A 20,162-nucleotide genomic window follows, 5' to 3' on the forward strand; every position below is an offset into this window, starting at 1 on the left:
AGCCTAAAAAGAATCAGAGATGCGTTGCGCAGAAGCGGACCCGCTGTTCGATTTTCGGAATAGCGAACCGGCAGCATGGATACCATGCTGCCGGCATCAAATCAGCAGCCAGCGTGGGGAAGATGGTTGAAAACCTTCAGGTGCCGCAGCGATGAGTGGTGACTCTACAGCACGCTTCAGTCCGATTGTGCCGCTGATCATTGGCGGTGCGATGCTAGTACAAACGCTCAATAGTACGGTAATCATCAACGCCTTGCCAACCATGGCACGTTCGATGAACCACAGTCCCGTCGACCTGAACTTCGCGGTTACGGCGTATCTTTTGGCGACAGCGGTGTTTTTGCCGCTGAGCGCGTGGATGGCAGATCGCTTCGGCAGTCGTACCGTTTTCCGGGCGGCGATCTTCTGCTATGTCGCTTCGAGCGTTGCCTGCGGGCTGTCGGCTTCGTTTGGTCAACTACTTGTGGCGCGAATATGCGAAGGGGCTTCAGGCGCGATGATGACCCCGGTCGGGCGGACGGTGCTATTGCATTCGGTGCCTCGAAAAGACCTTGTCCGCGCGACGTCATATCTGACGATGCCATCGTTGCTCGGTCCAGTTCTAGGGCCACTTATCGGCGGATTTATCGTCACGTACTTTTCCTGGCGATGGATTTTCTTCATGAATTTGCCCATCGGACTATTTGCCATTTTTATGACGGGGATACACATTCCCCAGTTGCGCGAATCAACAGTAAGACGACTGGATATTATTGGCACCTTGCTGTGCGGTCTCGGCTTGGCCGCAATAATCCTTGGCCTTCAGAACATCGCCCGAGGGCCGTTCCCGGTGACCGTGGCGATTAGCCTATCTCTGGGAGGAGCAGTATTCCTTTGGCTCTATGGCTTGCGCGCGAGACGTACCGAGCACCCGGTTCTAGACCTTTCGCTATTGCGGCTCAGATCATTTCGCGCGGGCGTTGTCGGCGGCCAGTTCCTGAGGATGCTCAATGGCTCCGCCCCCTTTCTGCTATCGATGCTGTTTCAGGTCGGCTTCGGTCTATCGGCTTTGAGCAGCGGCATGATGACCTGTTCGACCGCGCTCGCAGCCTTGTTGATGAAGACGGCAACAGGGCCGATTTTGCGTTGGCTAGGATTCCGCACGGTTCTAACGGTCAACGCTATGGCGGTAGCCTGCACATTCTCTTCTTACGCCTTGTTCAAGCCGACTACTCCCCATGTCGTAATCATCAGCTTGCTTTTTGTTGGAGGATTCTTCCGATCGCTTCAGTTCACTGCGCTCAACTCGATTGCTTACGTCGACGTGAAAAAATCCCTGATGAGCAGCGGGAGCACGCTCGTCGCGATCTCGCAGCCGCTTGGGCAAACCCTCGGTGTTGCGATCGCCGCGACGATCATCCAGATTCTAGGCGGCACGGGCCAACATCACGTCCCGCCGGCTTCGATCACGCCAGCATTTGTGATTCTTGGCATTGGGTCGTTGATGTCATTGGCATTTTTCCTGCCGCTTCCACGTGACACCGGGCAAGACGTCACTGGACACGTTCGACACAGGGCTTCAGGTGAGCGAAACTGAACTTCGTGGTCGATCTCTAGATTCTCAAAGATGGTCTGCGTGTATGTATGGTCAAGAGGCGACGGGTGAGGTTATTGCGTCGCAGGCGTTTTGGATAACTTACTGGAATTAATCATGGACGATTTGACTCAGCTACGCGTGCATATCGTGGATTACGTGGCGACACTGACGATGGACGCCCCGCCGGTCAATGCGCTTACAAGGACTTTGAACGACGAATTGACGCTCGCGTTGGATCGCATTTCTGAAATGGACGAAGTGCGAGCGGTGGTTCTCACCGGAGCTGGTAAGGTCTTTTGTGCGGGTGCTGATCTCAAGGGGCGGGCTGAAACCATCAAGGGACCCGGCGACCTGATGGCTCATTCCAGACGAACCCGCGAGTGTTTCCATGCGATCAGGGAGTGCAGCAAGCCGGTAATCTGTGCGATCAACGGCGCGGCGCTTGGATCCGGGGTTGCGATGGTCGCGTCAAGTGACATACTTGTCGCTTGTAACAAGACCATGCTGGGCCTACCTGAAGTCGACGTCGGCCTGATGGGTGGCGCACGACACGCCATGCGCCTCTTCGAACATTCGAGACTGCGCCGGATGGCGTTGACCGGCATGCGGGTAGATGGTGTCGAACTTTATCGGCTTGGTGTGGTGGAGGCCTGTACGGAGGTCGAGAATTTGATGCCCTTCGCACTTGAGATCGCGGCTTCGATAGCTCGCAAAAGTCCGCTTGCAACCCGAATGGGTAAGCACACATTGAACGTAATCGAAGATATGAGCCTGCGCGACGGATATCGTTACGAGCAGGATATGACGGTCACTATTAGCCGCACGGAAGACGCAAAGGAGGCACAGCTTGCATTCCGCGAAAAGCGGGAGCCAAAATTCAGGGGATGCTAGCTGGAGCGGGTGAATTTGTTCAAGTGGCGATTGGAACCTGGTAGCTCTGGCGGTTGTCAGGCGCGCTACCGGTAGTAAGTCGAATGGGCGTTGTCGGATAAATTCGGCCTCTTCGGGTCGAGTTGACGTTTACGCGCTACGGTCGGGATGATTGAGCTGTTAAGGAAGGCCTTATGTGGACGCCTCCCGGATTGCAAACAGTTTTGCGTCGTTGACTGGCAGGTTTAGGCAGCACGCTTATGTCCGGCCCGTTTGCAGGCGGATATTTGCCTGCTCGCCCTAATGGAATTCGCTGGCGAGGTCCTCATCTGCAAATCGAACGCAATGGTTCATCTTCCCTACCGGGTTTTCCTCGCCCCGGTCCAACCTGTTAGCCATCATGCAGCACTTGCTTGCGCTCCTTGAAGAAGTTGTAAACGATGTGAATCGTCGCTTTCAGGCCGTTGCGTTGGGCGAAGCGTCGTCGCGCGGCGCGAGGGGCATCACCGCCCGTCGTCATCAATCTGCCGGAGCACGTGCGACGCAAGGATGCGCCCGCAACTGGCAAGGGAGGGAGGCGATGACGTCGATCACGATCAACAGTGAAATCCTGCGTCTGCGCGCAAAGGCGCTGCGCTTGAACGGCCTCGTCGAGCACTGGGGCGAAATCGACGGCGCCACGTGGCTCGCGCCGCTGCTGCAGTGGGAAGAAGACGAGCGCGCGCACCGCTCGTTGCAGCGACGCATCCGGGCGGCGAAACTGGACAAGTTCAAGGCGATGGCGGACTTCGACTGGAGCTGGCCCGCGAGAATCGACCACGCGGCAGTGGAAGACCTGATGTCGCTAACCTTCCTCGCCGACGCTGTCACTGACCGGCGTTATGGAGCCATTCCGGGATCGGCGTATTGGCGCCACCCGATGATCGGCGCATAGGCGCCAGCGCAGGATCGGCGTTATGGCGCCAGTCCGTGACCGGCGTAAAGGAGCCAGTCGATGATCGGCATATAGACGCCACCGGCGCCGGGTGTTGAACGCGATTCGAACTTTCCAGATGGGTACGCTCCGTTCTTTCTGAACGGAGTGTCCATGACCAACCGGAGGTTTGAATTGTTTGAGTACCGTCAAGTCCTTGTCCGCATGCGGCAAGGCGATTCTGATCGCGACATCGGGCGTAGCGGCCTGATGGGTCGCAAGAAGTTGACCGCTGTTCGTCGTATGGCTGACGAGCGCGGCTGGCTGAATCCCGGGCAGCCGTTGCCTGACGATACCGTGATTGCCGGCGTGTTTGGCCGCACTCCACATTTGCCGAGCACATGCGTGTCCACGCTCGAGCCGTTTCGCGAGCAGATCCGTGACTGGCATGACGCCGGCGTTCAGGGCACAACGATTCACCACGCGCTGAAACGCAACCATGGCTACACCGGCAGCTACTCGGCGGTGCGCCGTATCCTGCTGGGCCTGAGGGCCGAACGCGGCGTGCCGGCCACAACGATCCTTGAGTTTGCTCCAGCGGAGGCCGCACAGGTTGACTTCGGCGCCGGGCCGGTACTGGCACATGAATCGGGCGCGCAGATCAAGACGTGGTTCTTCGTCATGACCCTCTGCTGGTCGCGGCACCAGTATGTCGAGCTCGTGCTCGACCAGACCGTCGAGACATGGCTGGCCTGCCACCGTCGCGCCTTTGAGTGGTTTGGTGGCTGCCCGGGCCGCATCATCATCGACAACGCGAAGTGTGCGATCACCAGAGCCTGCATGTACAGCCCGGAGGTCCAGCGTTCGTACGCCGCGCTCGCTGAGGGATACGGCTTCCGGATCGACGCATGTCCACCGCACGACCCGCAGAAGAAGGGAATCGTTGAGTCGGGCGTCAAGTATGTCAAGAAATCCTTTGTGCCGCTGCGCACGTTCCGCGACCTGACCGATGCCAACCGGCAGTTGCGCGAATGGATCATGCAGCAGGCCAGCACGCGCGAACATGGCACGACACGCGAGCAGCCGCTGGCACGCTTTGCCATCGAGAAGCCGCTGCTCACGACGCTGCCTGACGTTGCGCCGGTGCTGGCTGTATGGAGCGAAGTCAAGGTGCATACGGACGGACACGTCGTCTACAAGAAGGCGCTGTACTCCGTGCCGTTCAAGCTGGTTGGCAAGAGCCTCTGGCTCAAATCGACCGATACGGTCGTACAGCTGTTCCATCAGCACGAACTCATTGCAACCCATCCACGACTGCGCAAGGCAGGTGATCGCCACACGGTGCGTGACCACCAGCCGCCGGCGGCGCAGGCGTGGCTCGAACACGATCCGCAGTGGTGCCTGGCTCGTGCCAAGGAGATCGGGCCATCCTGTCACGCGCTGGTTCTCGCGATGTTCAACGACACGGTGCTGGTGAACCTGCGTGGCGCGCAGGGCATCGTCCGTATGCGCGAGAAGTTCGGCGATCAGCGACTGGACGCCGCGTGCGAGCGTGCGCTTGCATTTGCGAGCCCGAAGTACCGCACCGTCAAGACCATCCTCGACAAGGGACTGGACAGCCAGCCCGCCGCCGCAGCGACGCAAACGTCAACGGCGCCTGCCGACACCTATCTGAACGGCGGCCGCTTCGGTCGTGACCTCCACTCCCTTCTCTTGCATTGAACATCATGAACCCCAGTCCTGAACTGAATACGATCCTCAAGCAACTGCGCCTGTCCGGCGTACTCGACTCGCTCGAGCAGCGCAACCGGCAGGCAATCGATGGACAGCTCGCCTACACCGAATTCCTCGCGATGCTCCTGCATGATGAAGTCGCGCGGCGAGACCAGAAGAAACTCGGCGCGCGTCTCGTGCGCGCCGGCTTCGGGCTAGGCAAGACACTGGAAACCTTCAACTTCGACCGGCTGCCGAAGCTCAACCGCGCGCACATCCACGATCTCGCCACCGGTCGTTACATCGACGAGAACGTGGCAATCCTGATGGTCGGTCAAACAGGCGTCGGCAAGTCCCACATCGCCCAGGCGCTGGGCCACTGCGCTGCGCGTCAGGGGCGGGACGTCCTGTTCGTCACGCAAACCGATCTGATCAAGAAGCTGCATGCGGCCCGCGCCACGGGCCTTTACGAACGCAAGTTCCAGCAGTTCGTGCGTGTGCCACTGCTGATCGTTGACGACTTCGCGCTCAAACCCCTGCGCGCGCCACACGACGAAGACTTCCACGACCTGGTGGCGGCCAGGTATGAGCGGGCGGCTACCATCCTGACATCCAATCTCGATCTCAGCGAATGGGGTGACGCCTTCCCCGACAACCGGGTTCTCGGCGCCGCGACACTCGACCGGCTACGTCACGGTGCCTACCGCATCGTCATCGAGGGCGAGAGCTTCCGCAAGCCTAAGCCGATGCCTGAAAACGGCGAAACCGCCGTTGCAAAATCCAGTAAAAAACCGCATTCTTGAGGCCGTTTGAATCCGCGTTTGACACCACTTCCAACTGGCGCCATTACGGCGATCATCCCCGGCGCCTTTACGCCGATCCGTGACAGACGCAACCAACGTTGTGTTCGTCGGCCCGAACGGCGTGGGGAAGTCGACGCTTGCGCAGAATATGGCGCACCACGCACTCATCCAAGGCCACACGGTGCTCTTCAAGTCAGCCAGCGAGATGCTCGGCGAGCTCGCAGCGCTAGACAGCGACTCAGCGCTGCGTCGGCGTCTGCACCACTACGCGACGCCGGAGATTCTGGTGCTTGATCTATGTGCAGCGCGCCGTTATGTGCAGTCGCTCGCCGCGACCATACTCCGCTGGGGCTTTAAGGCCCCAGTACTACACATAACTGGAACGAGTTACTGTGATTTTTCCGTTCACTTGAATGGGAGAATCACATGCTGGAATTTCTCTTTCCCCGCGATTGGCCGCGCTATGCTGCCGGCCCGCAAGGACCACTAGTCCGCAATTTTGCGGCGTGGGTCGTCGAGCGCGGCTATACGCGCATCTGCGCAAAGCGCCACGTACACCGGTTCCGTGAGGTACTCGACTATAACCGCGTCGCGGCCGGCACCATCTGCCCGATTACCTCGACTGCGCTGTCGCGCTGGTTCGCACCGTGGTCGCACGAGACGTTATACCGCGCCACGCAGCGAGCGGCGGCACGCTTTCTAACCGATCGAGGCCTCTTTGCTCCGGTCGCAAAGCCCGGCCGATTCGACCCGCTCGTTTCACAATACCGTTCGCACCTCATTGATCTGCGTGGGCTGTCTTCTTCCACGGTTGAGCAGCACCTGAGCACGATTACCGGCTTCCTGGCGAGTGCATGTTCGGGGCGTAGGCGCCTTGCGAGCGTTAGATCCGACGACGTCGAGCGCTTTATCGATCAAACCGGCAAGCGTTATTGCCGTCAAAGTCTTCAGCATACGGTTGCACACCTTCGCGCCTTTCTGAGCTTCTGCGTCGATCGAGGCTACACGAGGAATCGGCTCGACGTCATCGACACGCCGCGTACCTATCGCGGGGAACTCCCACCACGGGCGCTCAATTGGAGGACGGTATGCAAGCTCCTTCATTCGATCGACCGTTCGAGTGTTGAGGGTTGCCGTGATCACGCGATCCTCTACCTGATGGCCTATTACGGCTTGCGCCCAACAGAAGTTGCTGGCATGAAGCTCGACTCGATTGACTGGGAGAAGGACACCGTGCGCGTAGACCAGTGCAAGACCCGGTCGGTATTAATCCTGCCACTGAACGGTCGGACGCGGCGCGTGCTCGAGCGCTATCTACGCCGTCGCCCGCCGTTGACGAACACGCGTCAGTTATTCCTGAGAGTGCGTTGCCCGGCTGGTCCGATCAAGGCTGCAACGGTCGACGACATCTACGCCAAGCGCGCACGGCTCAGTGGTCTGCCCATCCAGCAGACCAGCCCCTACTGCCTGAGGCATAGCTTTGCCATGCGCCTGCTTGAGCGAGGCGTCGGCGTGAAGACGATCGGTGATCTGCTTGGTCACGACTGCCTTGAGAGCACGTGCGTCTATCTTCGCCTGCATGTGGAGGCGCTGCGACACGTCGCCTTACCCGTCCCTTGTTGTGGCCACGCCTCGAGGAAGGGGGCATCATGAATGACCATACTACGTCAACCGCGCTCGATCCCGTCATCCATCGGTATCTTGCGCACCGCCGAGCACTGGGACGTCAATACGATATGCAGGAGCGTACCTTGCGCTCGCTGACGGACTTCCTGGTCCAGGCCGGCAAATCGGATCTGAGTAGCGGGCTATTTGAATCGTGGTGCAGGATGTTCGAGTCGCTCACCGCGAATGTGCGCCGCGCCCGCCAGGTTGCAGTGCGCAACTTCTGCCTCTACCGGCAACGTACCGAGCCCCGGTGTTTCGTACCGGACATCAACCGGTTTGCACGCCCGCAACCGCACGCCGCACCCGTTATCTTGACTCCTGCGCAGGTTGGTCAGTTACTCGAACTTGCGGGCACGCGGGAAGCCACGGCGATATCGCCACTACGACCATATGTCCTGCGCCTGGCGCTTGTACTGCTGTACACCGCCGGGCTCAGGCGAAGGGAATTGGTACGGTTGACGCTGGCCGATGTGGACGCCCACGCCGGGGTACTGCGCGTACGGGAATCGAAGTTTCACAAGTCGAGGTGGGTTCCGCTTTCGTGCGGTGCACGGCGGGAACTACGCCGCTACCTCGTGCACCGCTTGGCTACTCCGCTCGACACGACGCCGTCGTCCCCGTTACTGTGCAACATGCACCATGGTCTGCGAGGCTACACCGGAGAAGGATTGCGTGAAGGTATCAGGGGATTACTGAAAGGCGCTGACATACGGGACGCGGATGGAAGAGTTCCCCGTATTCAGGATTTTAGGCACTCCTTTGCAATCGAAGCGCTGACGCGATGGTACCGACAGGGCGCGGACGTGCAGTCCAATCTGCCAAAGCTCGCACTTTACATGGGTCACGTCTCGATCGTGTCGACGGCCTACTATTTGCGCTGGACGCCTGAACTCCAGGAACAGGCCAGTAATCGGTTTGCCAAGCGATTTGGTTATCTTGTCCGAGGAGAGCAGCGATGAAACGGCGCTTATATTCCGATGAACTCGGTCGGGTCCTTGTCCGGTTTTTCCACGATTATTTACCCACGTTGCGAGGGATGAGCCCGCACACGATCCATAGCTATCGCGACACGCTGCTCCTCCTGCTGAGATTTCTCAGTGCAAAGCGACACTGCGGGATTGAATGCCTGGATCTTGCCGCGATCACCGCGGAATCCGTCGCACAGTTCCTGGCCTCTCTCGAGCGAGACCGGCACAACGGCATTGCGACGCGCAATATCCGGCTCGCCGCGATACATACGTTCGCGCGGTTCCTGGCAAGTGAGCGTCCTGAACACCTGGCGGCGTCGCAGGCAATCCTCGGCATTCCATTCAAACGCGGCGCCCAATCAGCGCCGATCGAATATCTCGAGTCGAACGAGGTCGAAGCGCTGCTGAATGCGGTCGATCGAACGACCGCCGCCGGACGGCGAGACTACGCATTGCTCTCGCTCATGTTCAATACCGGTGCAAGGGTGCAGGAGGCACTTGATCTTCGTTTGTGCGACCTGCGCGTGCAGCGGCCGTGCCAGGTCAGACTACAAGGCAAGGGAAACAGGGTGCGCGTCTGCCCGATCTGGCCGCAGACTGCCAGGTTGCTGCAGCGGCTCGTCGAAGAGCGCCGGCATCCCCCTGACGTGAACGCGGCACTGTTTGTCAATAATCGCGGCGACAAGCTTACCCGCTTTGGGGTCCGTTACCTGCTTCGCAAGCATCTGGTCGCGGCCCAAGCGGTTGTACCTACGCTCCGGGAGAAACGCATCCACCCGCACTCTCTAAGGCATACGACTGCGGTCAGCATGTTGAAGTCGGGCGTGGACTTCCCAACGATTAGCCAATGGCTTGGTCACGCGAGTCTCGATACAACGATGCGCTATTCGAAAGCAGACATCGACATGAAGCGACAGGCGCTCCTGCAAGTGTTCCCCGACATCTTAACGACGGCACCGACTGACCGCCGAACATTTGAACGCTTGCCGATTATCGAGTGGTTGAGGCGGCTCTGAAACTTATGTGGAGTCCGCGTCCGGGCTACCGGCTGTCACCATGCCTCGATCGACCGGACTCTACATAACGGCGCGCTGCACATAGATCAATTCATGTTATGTGTAACATGAATTGACGAGGTCGGCTACCTCTCGTACTCGAACCGCCATGCCGACTTGCTGTTCGAACTCGTCAGCCGCCGGTATGAGGCACGTTCGACAATCATAACGACCAACAAACCGTTTAAGGAATGGTCGGACGTGTTCCCGAACGGAGCCTGTGTGGTGTCGCTGGACGACCGCCTCGTGCATCGCGCAGAAGTGATCGCAATCGAGGGCGAATCGTATCGGCTCAAGGAAGCGCGTGAGCGCAACGAAGCCCGGGCTAGGCAGCGCAAATCCCGCAAGCCCCCCGCGAAGAAGGAAACCGCGTGATGAACCGCCCCTTGTTGCCGTCGGGGCGCCGTCGCGGATTTGCCGTTCACCGTTCCCGACGACTGGACGCCTGAGCAGGCACTCGCTGTGTTCGAACTGCTCGAGGATCTGCTCGCCGTCGTGACCGACTTCTACGGCGCTCAGCTCAACGAACTGCTGCGTGAGCAGCGCTCTTCTGCCCCGCGCGCGTACTCACGAACACGACCCGCCGTTTTAATGTGAACACCGCTGCATCAAAACGAAGAGGCCCCATGAGGCCTCACTGCGCTTGACCGAGTCACCTGACTTGCGCCGCCCAAAAAGCGCGGTTTTACAGCGCCGTCAACACCGGTCTGAAGCTTTGCGGCGAAGGCGAATGGAAGGTGCGCAAGCACGGCTATTCGAAGCGGCGTACGTGGCGCAAGGTGCATCTGGCGATGGACGCGAAGACCGGGCAGGCTGCGCGGCGCTGAAGACGCATCAGGACGTCGACGCCACCGAGGTGTCGATCCGTGCGGGTGTGCTGAACCGCATGGCGGCACTCGCACGCCCGCAGTCCGTTCGCATCGCCTTATTGACCGATCACAGGAGCCCCTTTGTCTTCATATTCGATTCATGCAGCAACGCCAGTCGAATTCGCGCGTTACGCCAGGTAGAGCGAGCCGGAAGACTTGACCTGGTGCACCTGCCGCGTCGTCAGCATGGGCCGGCACTTCGCTCGTCGTACAGTGCGTTCTGCGCAACGGAGGGCCTACCGTAGAATTGAGCCATCCACGATGCAGTCTTTGGAAGACGGCTTCGCCAATCGATATGAGCACTTCGGAAATCAACGTAAGCAAGCGCTGACCCAATTGCAATCTGTGCGATGCCAAACGGTTCTCCAGATAGACCCTCGATGTCGCGCTCAATGCGATCCATACCGCGTTCTACCTTATCCGGAAGCGTCGCGCGTAACTGATCCCGCAGAGACGCGTCAGCAGCACGACTGATTTCTTTATTGCGCAACAGGCTGGCCTGGATCATCCCGTCGGCAAGAGACTGCCAGGCAAGTGCCTGCCATCGGGCCTCGGGATCGTTCGGGAACAACCGACCTTCTCCAAAATGCACCTCGAGGTATTCACAGATCACAGGGGAATCCGCGAGTGGTCGACCATCGTTGCGAACCAGTGTTGGAATTTGTCCGAGCGGATTGGCTTCCAGTAGTAGAGGGGGTTTCTCACTTACAACCGTGGGAATTTTCTCGATCAGCGACTCAATTCCGAGTTCAGAGGCGACGACCATAATTTTGAACACAAAGGGCGATCGGCTTGACCAGAACAACTTCATTAGGATATTCGGCAACTTTTACTCCAGTTCGCTTCGATTAAGGTAATTTTTCCACAATCGCTTTCGATTGATCAAGTCGTCAGGCTCGCTGAAAGGTCGCGGCGCCAGCTTGGTCACAAGGGGTTTTTATCCAACTAATGCGATCTGCTTGAGCGAAGCGACAGTCTTTGATGAGCGGTTGCGTCTCTGCAACAATATCGCCGCCACATTGGGTATAGGTGAGCGCATTGTGATTTGGGGAGGAGATGCTGGCCAGCGGTGAAAACCCTATAGGCCAGAGTATTGACTTTTAGTTGATGGAGTATTCAAATACGGTAACCGGCTGCAGTGGTGCTAACGGGTCCCTTGGGCGACACGGCACGTGCTGGAGGTATGCCGCACCCGACCCACGGAGTTAATGAACAATGCTTGATTTTGGTATGGCTTCCTCTCACGGGCGCTCGCTGTGGCGCCCGGCCGAGCGCTTCGCCGACACCTTGAAAGGCTATCCGGCGCATCTGGTTGAGCAGTTCCCGGAGACGGCGGGCAGGGAGGCCAGTTCACTGGAATACGCGCAGTCACTGGTGAGTCGGATTCGGACAGGCTTCTCGACGCTCAGGCAGCAACTGGCGGATTACAGGCCGGACGTGATCATCATGGTCGGTGACGACCAGGGTGATATGTTCAACAGTTCCAATAACCCGGCGCTGGCGATCTATACGGGCTCGGAGGAGATGTGGGGGCGTGCGGCGTTCGATCCGGACATTCCAGCGCCGGAGCGGGAGAAGGTGGTTTTCCAGAATCATGTGGAGCTGTCGCGACACCTGTGCAAGGAGTTGATCAAGCGCGATTTCGATATCGCAAGCATGGCCAGGTTCCGCCCGGCGGGCAAGCCGGGCGTGGGTATCTCGCACATGGTTGCGCGCACGGTGCCTGAAGTCGATCCTTCGGGCACGATTCCCATCGTCTGCGTATTCATCAACGAATACTACGCGCCTATGCCATCGGCGCGTCGCTGTATTGCACTTGGCAGGGCGATCGCCGGCATTCTCTCAGAGCGGCCCGAGAGGGCGGCGATTTACGCCTCGGGCGGGTTATCGCACTACCCGAATACGTTGCTGCGTGGTTATGTCGACATTCCGCTGGATACGTGGATTCTGGAGCGATTACAGCGCAATGACGTCGCCGCGCTGGAGCACCTGTTTGCCTTCGATTCTGACACGCAGCGCGCCGGCACCGGCGAGATCCGCGCATGGCTGACTGCGGCGGCTGCGATGAACCGCAAGGCCGAGGTTATCGACTACATGCCAATCCACTCGGGACAGACCGGTGTCGCCTTCGCATACTGGCCCCAGACAGAGCGATAAGCGCGCGCAGATAAGAGTACTTGCGACGGTCTGCATAGCGTGAAGAATTCTCCACTTGGGCCTGCGGGCACTATTGAACTACCGGATACCAGCATGAACGGACCGCTTTCCCATATCCGTATTCTCGACCTGAGCAGAATCATGGCCGGGCCTTGGAGCAGTCAGATATTGGCAGATCTAGGCGCCGATGTGATCAAGATCGAACGTCCCGACGTCGGCGACGACACTCGCAGTTGGGGCCCCCCGTTCTTGAAAGATCGGAATGGCTCAGAGTCGAAGGAGTCGGCGTATTTTTTGTCGGTCAATCGCGGCAAACGCTCCGTTGCGGTCGACCTTTCAACTTCTGAAGGGCAGGAAACGATACTCGCCCTTGTATTGCAATGCGACGTGGTGCTCGAGAACTTCAAGGTTGGTACATTGGCTCGGTATGGTCTTTCGTATGAGGACATGAAAGTCGTGAAGCCGGACTTGGTATATTGCTCGATCACGGGGTTTGGTCAGGATGGACCCAAGGCGGACAATTCAGCTTATGACTTCATGATTCAGGCGATGGGAGGCCTGATGAGCGTTACTGGGGAGTGTGACGGAGAACCTGGTGGCGGACCGCAGAAGGTCGGCGTGCCGATCGTCGACATAATGACCGGAATGTATGCGACAGTCGCCATACTGGCCGCATTGGCGCACCGCAAGGAAACCGGGAAAGGCGAGTACATCGATATCGCAATGCTGGATGTTCAGGTTGCATTTCTCGCCAATCAGGCAATGAACTGTTTGATATCAGGTAATGCGCCAGTGCGCGGCGGCAATAAGCATCCTAATATCCAACCTCAAGACGTGTTCAAATGTCGCGACGGTTATATAGTTCTCGCTGTCGGCAACGACGGACAGTTTCGTAAATTTTGCGACGTCATAGACCGGCCGTATCTGGCGACGGACGAGCGCTTTTCGACCAACGCCCAGCGCGTTCATAATCTGGCTGTCTTGAATGAAGTCATCCACGAAGCGTTGCTCGACGACGACATGGCCAACTGGCTCGCCTTGCTGGCTGCGGCCGGCGTTCCCAGCGGTCCGATTAATACCATTCCGATGGTTTTCGAGGACCCCCAGGTTCAACATCGGCAATTAGTGCGACGCCTTGCGCACCCGGTTTCCGGCACAGTGCCGCAAGTAGTAAGCCCAATCCGACTACGTAACGCGCCGCTAAATTTTGATCGACCACCGCCGATGCTTGGACAGCATACCGAAGAAGTATTGCGTGAGTTCGACTTGGAATGAGACGAGGCATAGTCAATTTACACAACTTATCAAGGAATCAAACTTGGCTCGCATTCCTCTTTTCTCTCCCGACTCAATGACGCCGGAGCAGGAACTTGTCTATCGGGCAGTAGTGGGGGGGCCGCGTGGAGCGCTGGTGGGTCCGCTGCGTGCGGCTTTACATCGCCCGGAACTCGCCGACCGCTGGCAACGGTTTGGGGAAATTTTGCGTTATGGAACCACGTTGCCCGCCCGCATGACAGAACTGGCGATTATGGTGACGGCGCGACGCTGGAACAGTCAGCTTGAGTGGCACATCCATGCTGAAGCCGCTCTGCGTGCAGGACTTGACAGCAATGTCGTGCGGGCAATACAAGCAGGTATCTCACCTTCTTTTTGTGATCCGGAAGAGGCGGATGTCTATGAGTTTGCGCGCCAGTTACAGCAGGAAGGAAACGTCGAAGAGAATGTATATCAGCGGATTATGGCTCGCTGGGGCTCGGTGGGGGCGGTGGAGCTTGGCGCTGTGGTGGGATACTACACGCTGGTATCCATGACGCTGAATGTGCATGACATTCCTCTACCGGACGGTGTTGAGGAGCCGCTACGTTCCCTCAGAGATTCAACGGCCGCCGGGGCTTCGTTGCCCACGCTTCCCTGTGCGATAGCGGTCATGGATCAGTGAGACTTGCGCCGCGAACAGTTTTGCAGGGTAAAAAGCTAGTAGGCTAGTTATCTGTGTTTTTGCTAGACTTGTGTATCCTCGCATGAGCTGGCCGAACAGCTCGTGATCTCATTGACTATCTAGATTCGGAGCTGTAATGGGCGGTTATGCAGGCGTCAAACCACAAGGCGTCGATTTCAGTCTCAGCAGCGTTGCCCGTTATATCCAGTTGGCGACGCTCTTCAGAAGACGCATTGAATCGGGACAATGGATTGTCGGCGAGCAGATACCGACTGTGGACGAGCTGGCGGAGGAATGTGCCGTTGCTCGCGCTACGGTTCGTCAGGCATTGGGGATCCTCGAAGAGGACAAATTGATCGAGCGCTTCCGCGCGAAAGGCACTTTCGTCATCCAGCGACCTCAAAGCCAACTCTGGTGCGAAGTTCCCACGAACCTGTCTGGCCTGCTACTTGCCCAGGATGGAGCCAGCATCGAATTGCTCAAGACGGAAAAAGGAGTATTGCCGACGAATGTTCAGCACAATGTCGGCATTCTCGCGCCTTCCTATCAGCATTGGCGTCGGCGCCATTCCCGCTCCGGTCAGCCATACTATCTGGGCGATGCCTACATTGACGAGCGGTTGAGTCGGCGTATTCCCGGCGCAGCATTCAAGAAGCACACCACGATGCGGATATTAATGGACCTGCCGGATCTGAAGCTACAAGATGTACTCCAGACAATAACAATTGGAACGGCCGATGTAGAGTTGTCGCGCATGCTCCAGATTTCGCTCAACGCGCCGGTTGCGCATGTCTACCGAACAGCGACGGACGATCGTGGCACGATTGTTTTCGTTGGAAACGGCGTCTACCGAGGCGATGTCGTCCGGCTTGACATCAAGGTCGCACTTTAAGGCAGTCTCTGCAGTGTAGCGGACAACGGTTAGTTTTTCGATCGATTCTTGGGATATGGAGGTTGCTCACGGAAGGGCTTCATCGTGCGGCCCTGGTTGATGTTCTTTTCATTTTATGGCGACAGCGCTAACGGCTTTGGCGTATGAAAATGAATGTTGATCTCATCAACGTTCCGAATAATCTGCTTTGACGGCATTTTCAACGTATTCAGTTCGAGGGTAGCCCTTCTTTCCATGGAGCCCTGAGCCGAGAATTGGAAGGAGGTGTATGTGCTTGTTATAGACTCACAGGTACACATCTGGGAAAACCACCGGGCAGGTCGTCCCTGGCCGGAACCTACGACCCCGAGAGTCGACTGGCCCGATGGTTACAGTGCCGAAAGTATGCTCGAAGAGATGGATGCCGTTGGTGTCGATCGAACAGTAATCGTCCCTCCTGTGTGGGTGGGTAACAGCAATGAGACAGGGCTCGAAGCGGCTAATACTTATCCGGGTCGATTCGCGGTGATGGGGCGTTTCGATCCGACGCTGCCTGACGTCACCCGCCGTCTCAGAACATGGCTTGAGCAGCCGCATATGCTAGGGATCAGGATGTCGTTGAGTCGGCCGCCGCATTCAAAATTGCTCGACGACGACATGTTGGACGAATTTTGGGCAGCCTGCGAGCGCTTCGGCATACCCGTCATGATTTTTGCCGGTCGCACAATCGAGAAACTTAGACCTGTCACACTTCGATATCCGGGGCTGAATCTCGTGATCGACCACATGGGCTGTGACCTAGGCGCAAAAGGTAGAGATGCTTTTGCGAAAATGGACGTGGTTCTTGAGCTTGCAAAGAATTCCAATGTATCGCTCAAGCTTTCGATGGCGCCGAACCTTTCACGCGGTCCGTTCCCTTATACGGATATCAATCCTTTTCTTCGGCGCATGTATGACGCAGTTGGCCCTAGGCGCATCATGTGGGGATCGGATCGTACCAATCTGACGAATTACACAGATTGTCTCCGGCATGTCACAGATGGACTTGGTTTCCTTTCGGCCGACGACAAGATTTGGATTCTTGGAAAAACCGCGGCTACCGTCCTGAACTGGAAAGCATGAGCGGGCGTGGTTCGGAGCTGCGTTACACATTGGGTGACGCGGGGTGCGACAGGCGACAATGGAGCCCCATTTTTCACTGCAGCCTTTTCATGACTCGGACGCGCCTGACTCGGCATGCTGCAGTTTGTCTTCAACCATCGGCGTTTCGTGCGTAGCCGATGCGCCGAACGTACGGGCAGGAGTCCCAGGGAACTGATGAGCCGCCAGTCTCACGAACACTGGCTGACGCTGCTCGGACTCGGGCCACTTCAGCCTCTGCAGGCCTGAGCGTTCGCGGCATCCACCGCGCGACGCCATTCCTCTCGAAATCCGTTTGCGCTGCCAGAAACGCGGCGAGACTCCGCTCGTCCCTGTAACGCAAAAACAGCCTGTTTCGAACCACGCCCGTTGCACGTCGTGTTCAATGTCGGATCGCAATAGTCAATAATATGGCCTATAGGGTTTTAGCCGATTGCGGCAACGTCTTTGCGGACAGACAATGGATTTAATAGGCGATGCGGCGAATTTGAGTTACGCAGGCTGAACAGTTCGAATTGCTCCTCTCCGAGTATTGCGATGATAGGTCCTCGACGCCAGTCACGAAAGATTGGCGGCGACATCGCCCCGCTGCCGCGCCGTATGATCGTGATCAAACATTCGTCTAAGTCGTAAGGTATCCATACTTAATGGGCGCGCTAAGGCGGTCGCTAATACTCGTTCCGCTTCGGCCATGTCATGGCATCGTGAGTGCGTCAATGAGCGGGATGCAGCAGTCGCGATCACTATTCCTTCGCATGCGCGCACTCCAGATGGGTCCTCGCGTTGGTGTACTTCGGCCAGATCCCTCGCGGAGACGGGCGACATGGTAGGGGGTCTGGCCGATGGAGGGAGACGTTTACGCCACGACGGATGTGCCCGAAGTCTTTGAATCGATTATTGCGTGGGCCTTCGCCGCCTTACCGATTAATACTTAGGATGCTCACATTCCAATAGTCGGGTGCCGGTTTCGGAGTAGCCGCATTTGGGTGAGCTCGTGGTGCTCTGCTATTCGTTCTTGCGTAGGGAGACAAAACCTCGTTCTCTACGAACTTTTTGTGACAGACAGGCCAGTAGCCGGCATCAGCCATTCGGCTGAGGCGCTTTGCAGTTTCAACACTATGGGTGATAGGTATGCGGTTGAGAGTAAAACAGGCGGGCAAAGGAATTGTGGGGACCATTTTTTTCGCGTTCATCTGTACGGCAGCGCACGCGCAATGGTCAACCGGCGCACCAGGCGATCGCCTGCCTGCCCGAGGCGAACAACGCTATTCATTTATGGTGTTTGCTAATCCGCTTCCTGGCCGGGAAGAAGAATTCAATGACTGGTACCTTAACCGACATTTGGGTGATCTGGTTCAATTGCAGGGCTGGAAAGGGGCCCAGCGATTTCGGCAGGTTCCGGATGTCTTGCCGGAATCGGCGAGGGTGGGGTTCGCAAAATACAACCATGTCGTACTCTGGGATTTGGAGGGAGGTACATCCGCAAGTCTGACGAGCCCCGTCAGGGCGGCAATTTCTGGTGGCAAAATTCGGCGCGGAGCGGCGTTTGACTATGCGCCGGGTGCTTCACCATACGTAACCTATAAGGTTGCCGGGCCACGAATCACACGACCCGACGGAGTAGGGCCGTTTAACCCGTCAGCGAGCGACGACCATACGCATCGGCCAAACCGCTACATTCTGATGGAATTCTCCGCACCACACAGTCCGGATCAGGACGCTCAGTTTCAGGCATCGATCGACAAACGAATTCAATCGGTTCTCCAGTTGCCCGGCTGGCTGGCAGCGCAGCGACTCACTGTCGAGGCCCAGGCAGCTCCCAGACGCCAGTACAGCATTCCGTCGGAAACGTATCTGACAATTTGGGAGATTCAAGCTGAGAGTGCGCAGGCTGCGGAGGACGAATTGAATAAGGCCGAAAATGCGGGCAGTGTGCCGAATCCTCGTGACAAGGCGGGTGGCTACCAAGCATCGTGGTGGGAGCCGATAAGTCCATATATTACCAAGGAAGATTTCCAGCGCTAGCGTCAGCGCAATTTTCGTGCTAGACCTTGACAACCAGCAACCCGGACAGATCAGCATCGAGTGACTAAACTGTCCGCGTTGCAATACGGTGTGCATTCACACGCAGTTAATTCGTTATGACCGAAACTAACATGAACCTGATTCTCGGCTTCTTCCTCTGCAGGGAGAACGCTGAAGAGTTGGCGAGCGAGATACGAGTTGGACCCTCGGTTCAGTATTGGTCCGGAGGGCGAATGCCCGCAGGAGCCGAGGCAAAAATGCAAGGTGCCGTGATCCACCTGTTGCTCGCTGCCGTGCCAGCATCGAGAACTTGTGACCTGTTCAGGTCATCAAATAACGGATTATGGTCGGGCTCGCAGATCATGCCCGGTTCCTTGGATTGTCCGAGCGATGCAAAGGGCCTTGTCATCAACATGATGTCTATCGACGAACTCCATGAGGATGAATTCAACGACTGGTACAACACCGAGCATATAGCTCGCATATCAAGAGTGCCGGGCGTACTAGCCGCAAGACGTTTCAAGGCATTAGACGGTGAGCCGAAATATGCCGCAGTTTACCACTTGGCATCACCGGAGATCGCGCAAGGGGCCCTCTGGGCGAGCGCAGCAACTACTCCGTGGACAGCACGAATGCAGAAATTCAGATTTGGCAATCGACGGTATCTGTTTCGATCTGCATAAACTCTTTGTCAAGAGCGTGTTGGGCAGTTTTAGTCAGGTATGCAAAATGCACGAGCATCAGAACGACAAAAACCACAAAGTGAAGTCCTGGGATAGTCTTTGGCAAGCGCTCGTAATGGCGAGCGAGCCGGCGAAGGCGGTTCCGCCATCCGAAGCTGCACTTGACCACCCATCGACGCGGCAACAGTACAAAGCCATTTTTCGCCTCGTGCAGCTTGATAACCCGAAGCTCGATTCCTTCGAGCGCGGCCTGCGCCGGTTCCTCGCCGGTATATCCCTGATCGGCGAACGCTACTTTTACCGTCTGGCCCGTAGCCTGCTGCACGCGCCATGCAAGTTCGCCGACCTGCGCACGTTCCTGTTCGTTGGCCGGCGTCACATGCGCTGTGAGCAATTGCCGCAAGCTATCGGCCGTCACGTGCATCTTGCTGCCACGCTTACGCTTGTAGCCGTCGTAACCGGCGCGAGGTCCACCCTCGCAGGTCGACTGCAACGTTCGTCCATCGAAAATGACCGCGCTGGGCTGGCCCCGTCGGCCCTGCGCGACCCGGATGACCGAACGCAGATCGTTCACTATGGCATCGAAACAGCATGCCTGAATCCAGCGTTGCGTCTGCTGGTACAGCAGTTCCCACGGTGGAAAGTCGTTTGGCAACAGGCGCCAAGGCGCACCCGCGCGCACGATCTAGCGCAACACGTTGTCGAACATCTCCCGCAGTTCAGATTGGCACTGCGGCGCGTCTTTGTTCATCAAGCTCAGGTGCGGAGCGATGAATTGCCATTCTTTATCCGATACATCCGTCGGGTAGGGTTTGCGTTTGTTCATCCCGCCAAGGTACCAGGTCTGGCGAAAAGTGCCTCACACCCTCTAGGTGACACAACCCGCACAGGTCGTCAGACAGACATTTCGCA

General features: G+C 57.6%; 18 protein-coding genes and 4 pseudogenes. 19 read left to right on the top strand and 3 right to left on the bottom strand.

All coding sequences use genetic code 11. The features are described 5' to 3' along the window. The first annotated feature begins 151 nt into the window (after positions 1-151). Entirely contained in the window at positions 152-1,576 is a 1,425-nt protein-coding gene (locus B0G71_RS39025) for an MFS transporter (RefSeq protein WP_116149755.1), read from the top strand. Between the two features lie 114 nt (positions 1,577-1,690). Next, positions 1,691-2,467, top strand: a complete 777-nt coding sequence (locus B0G71_RS39030) for an enoyl-CoA hydratase/isomerase family protein (protein WP_116149757.1) — start codon at positions 1,691-1,693, stop codon at positions 2,465-2,467. Positions 2,468-2,837: 370 nt separating this feature from the next. On the opposite strand, the gene B0G71_RS42355 is transcribed toward B0G71_RS39030, so the two are convergent. After that, positions 2,838-2,966 (bottom strand): hypothetical protein, encoded by a 129-nt coding sequence (locus tag B0G71_RS42355; RefSeq protein ID WP_258875839.1) that lies wholly within the window; start codon positions 2,964-2,966, stop codon positions 2,838-2,840. A 60-nt stretch (positions 2,967-3,026) separates the two neighbouring features. On the opposite strand from B0G71_RS42355, the gene B0G71_RS39035 reads away from it, so the two are divergent. From B0G71_RS39035 to B0G71_RS39080, 10 genes and pseudogenes are all read left to right on the top strand, one after another. Continuing rightward, positions 3,027-3,380: an ATP-binding protein gene (locus B0G71_RS39035; RefSeq protein ID WP_258875840.1), complete on the top strand. Its 354-nt coding sequence runs from the start codon at positions 3,027-3,029 to the stop codon at positions 3,378-3,380. A gap of 174 nt (positions 3,381-3,554) precedes the next feature. Beyond that, positions 3,555-5,081, top strand: coding sequence for an IS21 family transposase (istA, locus tag B0G71_RS39040; RefSeq protein ID WP_220377370.1), 1,527 nt, complete (start codon positions 3,555-3,557; stop codon positions 5,079-5,081). Between the two features lie 5 nt (positions 5,082-5,086). Then, positions 5,087-5,875: an IS21-like element helper ATPase IstB gene (gene istB / locus B0G71_RS39045; protein WP_116149758.1), complete on the top strand. Its 789-nt coding sequence runs from the start codon at positions 5,087-5,089 to the stop codon at positions 5,873-5,875. Positions 5,876-5,960: 85 nt separating this feature from the next. Further along, positions 5,961-6,170 (top strand): annotated as a pseudogene (locus B0G71_RS39050) (ATP-binding protein); the annotation flags it as partial. A gap of 131 nt (positions 6,171-6,301) precedes the next feature. Continuing rightward, positions 6,302-7,528: a tyrosine-type recombinase/integrase gene (locus B0G71_RS39055; RefSeq protein ID WP_116149760.1), complete on the top strand. Its 1,227-nt coding sequence runs from the start codon at positions 6,302-6,304 to the stop codon at positions 7,526-7,528. Beyond that, on the top strand, positions 7,525-8,502 hold the full coding sequence (locus B0G71_RS39060) for a tyrosine-type recombinase/integrase (RefSeq protein ID WP_116149761.1): 978 nt from the start codon (positions 7,525-7,527) through the stop codon (positions 8,500-8,502). The genes B0G71_RS39055 and B0G71_RS39060 overlap by 4 nt, the downstream gene beginning before the upstream one ends. Continuing rightward, the gene (locus B0G71_RS39065) at positions 8,499-9,527 is read left to right on the top strand and encodes a tyrosine-type recombinase/integrase (RefSeq protein ID WP_116149763.1); all 1,029 of its coding nucleotides are present in this window, start codon (positions 8,499-8,501) and stop codon (positions 9,525-9,527) included. The genes B0G71_RS39060 and B0G71_RS39065 overlap by 4 nt, the downstream gene beginning before the upstream one ends. Before the next feature lie 111 nt (positions 9,528-9,638). Then, positions 9,639-9,941 (top strand): annotated as a pseudogene (locus tag B0G71_RS39070) (ATP-binding protein); the annotation flags it as partial. Between the two features lie 87 nt (positions 9,942-10,028). Then, entirely contained in the window at positions 10,029-10,163 is a 135-nt protein-coding gene (locus B0G71_RS42360; protein ID WP_258875841.1) for a hypothetical protein, read from the top strand. Between the two features lie 101 nt (positions 10,164-10,264). Beyond that, positions 10,265-10,425 (top strand): annotated as a pseudogene (locus B0G71_RS39080) (transposase); the annotation flags it as partial. 191 nt (positions 10,426-10,616) lie between these two features. Here the strand turns inward: B0G71_RS39080 and B0G71_RS39085 are convergent. Beyond that, a complete protein-coding gene (locus tag B0G71_RS39085; RefSeq protein ID WP_116149765.1) occupies positions 10,617-11,246 on the bottom strand; it encodes a glutathione S-transferase family protein in 630 nt (209 codons plus the stop codon). 404 nt (positions 11,247-11,650) lie between these two features. On the opposite strand from B0G71_RS39085, the gene B0G71_RS39090 reads away from it, so the two are divergent. The 7 genes from B0G71_RS39090 to B0G71_RS41155 all read left to right on the top strand — a co-directional run bounded on the left by B0G71_RS39090 (position 11,651) and on the right by B0G71_RS41155 (position 19,250). Continuing rightward, positions 11,651-12,592 carry a hypothetical protein gene (locus tag B0G71_RS39090; RefSeq protein ID WP_116149752.1) on the top strand — a complete coding sequence of 314 codons (942 nt, stop codon included), beginning with the start codon at positions 11,651-11,653 and terminating at the stop codon, positions 12,590-12,592. Positions 12,593-12,685: 93 nt separating this feature from the next. Beyond that, positions 12,686-13,867, top strand: coding sequence for a CaiB/BaiF CoA-transferase family protein (locus B0G71_RS39095; RefSeq protein ID WP_116149767.1), 1,182 nt, complete (start codon positions 12,686-12,688; stop codon positions 13,865-13,867). 43 nt (positions 13,868-13,910) lie between these two features. Then, a complete protein-coding gene (locus tag B0G71_RS39100; RefSeq protein ID WP_116149768.1) occupies positions 13,911-14,531 on the top strand; it encodes a carboxymuconolactone decarboxylase family protein in 621 nt (206 codons plus the stop codon). Between the two features lie 136 nt (positions 14,532-14,667). Continuing rightward, positions 14,668-15,423 carry a GntR family transcriptional regulator gene (locus B0G71_RS39105; protein ID WP_116149769.1) on the top strand — a complete coding sequence of 252 codons (756 nt, stop codon included), beginning with the start codon at positions 14,668-14,670 and terminating at the stop codon, positions 15,421-15,423. 270 nt (positions 15,424-15,693) lie between these two features. After that, on the top strand, positions 15,694-16,524 hold the full coding sequence (locus B0G71_RS39110; protein ID WP_181916971.1) for an amidohydrolase: 831 nt from the start codon (positions 15,694-15,696) through the stop codon (positions 16,522-16,524). 1,149 nt (positions 16,525-17,673) lie between these two features. Further along, complete coding sequence (locus tag B0G71_RS41150; RefSeq protein ID WP_147308757.1) at positions 17,674-18,567, top strand: hypothetical protein; 894 nt, start codon at positions 17,674-17,676, stop codon at positions 18,565-18,567. A 131-nt stretch (positions 18,568-18,698) separates the two neighbouring features. After that, positions 18,699-19,250 (top strand): DUF4286 family protein, encoded by a 552-nt coding sequence (locus B0G71_RS41155; RefSeq protein ID WP_147308758.1) that lies wholly within the window; start codon positions 18,699-18,701, stop codon positions 19,248-19,250. Here B0G71_RS41155 and B0G71_RS39120 read toward each other — a convergent pair. Beyond that, positions 19,210-20,076: pseudogene (locus B0G71_RS39120) on the bottom strand (IS5 family transposase). The gene B0G71_RS41155 and the pseudogene B0G71_RS39120 sit on opposite strands and share 41 nt — an antisense overlap. Between the last annotated feature and the right edge of the window lie 86 nt (positions 20,077-20,162).

Source organism: Paraburkholderia sp. BL27I4N3 (assembly GCF_003386115.1).
GTDB lineage: Bacteria > Pseudomonadota > Gammaproteobacteria > Burkholderiales > Burkholderiaceae > Paraburkholderia.

Coding starts and splice junctions, on each gene's coding strand:
- B0G71_RS39025 (WP_116149755.1), top strand. CDS start 152: ATGAGTGGTGACTCTACAGCACGCTTCAGTCCGATTGTGCCGCTGATC.
- B0G71_RS39030 (WP_116149757.1), top strand. CDS start 1,691: ATGGACGATTTGACTCAGCTACGCGTGCATATCGTGGATTACGTGGCG.
- B0G71_RS42355 (WP_258875839.1), bottom strand. CDS start 2,966: ATGACGACGGGCGGTGATGCCCCTCGCGCCGCGCGACGACGCTTCGCC.
- B0G71_RS39035 (WP_258875840.1), top strand. CDS start 3,027: ATGACGTCGATCACGATCAACAGTGAAATCCTGCGTCTGCGCGCAAAG.
- istB (WP_116149758.1), top strand. CDS start 5,087: ATGAACCCCAGTCCTGAACTGAATACGATCCTCAAGCAACTGCGCCTG.
- B0G71_RS39055 (WP_116149760.1), top strand. CDS start 6,302: ATGCTGGAATTTCTCTTTCCCCGCGATTGGCCGCGCTATGCTGCCGGC.
- B0G71_RS39060 (WP_116149761.1), top strand. CDS start 7,525: ATGAATGACCATACTACGTCAACCGCGCTCGATCCCGTCATCCATCGG.
- B0G71_RS39065 (WP_116149763.1), top strand. CDS start 8,499: ATGAAACGGCGCTTATATTCCGATGAACTCGGTCGGGTCCTTGTCCGG.
- B0G71_RS39085 (WP_116149765.1), bottom strand. CDS start 11,246: ATGAAGTTGTTCTGGTCAAGCCGATCGCCCTTTGTGTTCAAAATTATG.
- B0G71_RS39090 (WP_116149752.1), top strand. CDS start 11,651: ATGCTTGATTTTGGTATGGCTTCCTCTCACGGGCGCTCGCTGTGGCGC.
- B0G71_RS39095 (WP_116149767.1), top strand. CDS start 12,686: ATGAACGGACCGCTTTCCCATATCCGTATTCTCGACCTGAGCAGAATC.
- B0G71_RS39105 (WP_116149769.1), top strand. CDS start 14,668: ATGGGCGGTTATGCAGGCGTCAAACCACAAGGCGTCGATTTCAGTCTC.
- B0G71_RS41150 (WP_147308757.1), top strand. CDS start 17,674: ATGCGGTTGAGAGTAAAACAGGCGGGCAAAGGAATTGTGGGGACCATT.
- B0G71_RS41155 (WP_147308758.1), top strand. CDS start 18,699: ATGAACCTGATTCTCGGCTTCTTCCTCTGCAGGGAGAACGCTGAAGAG.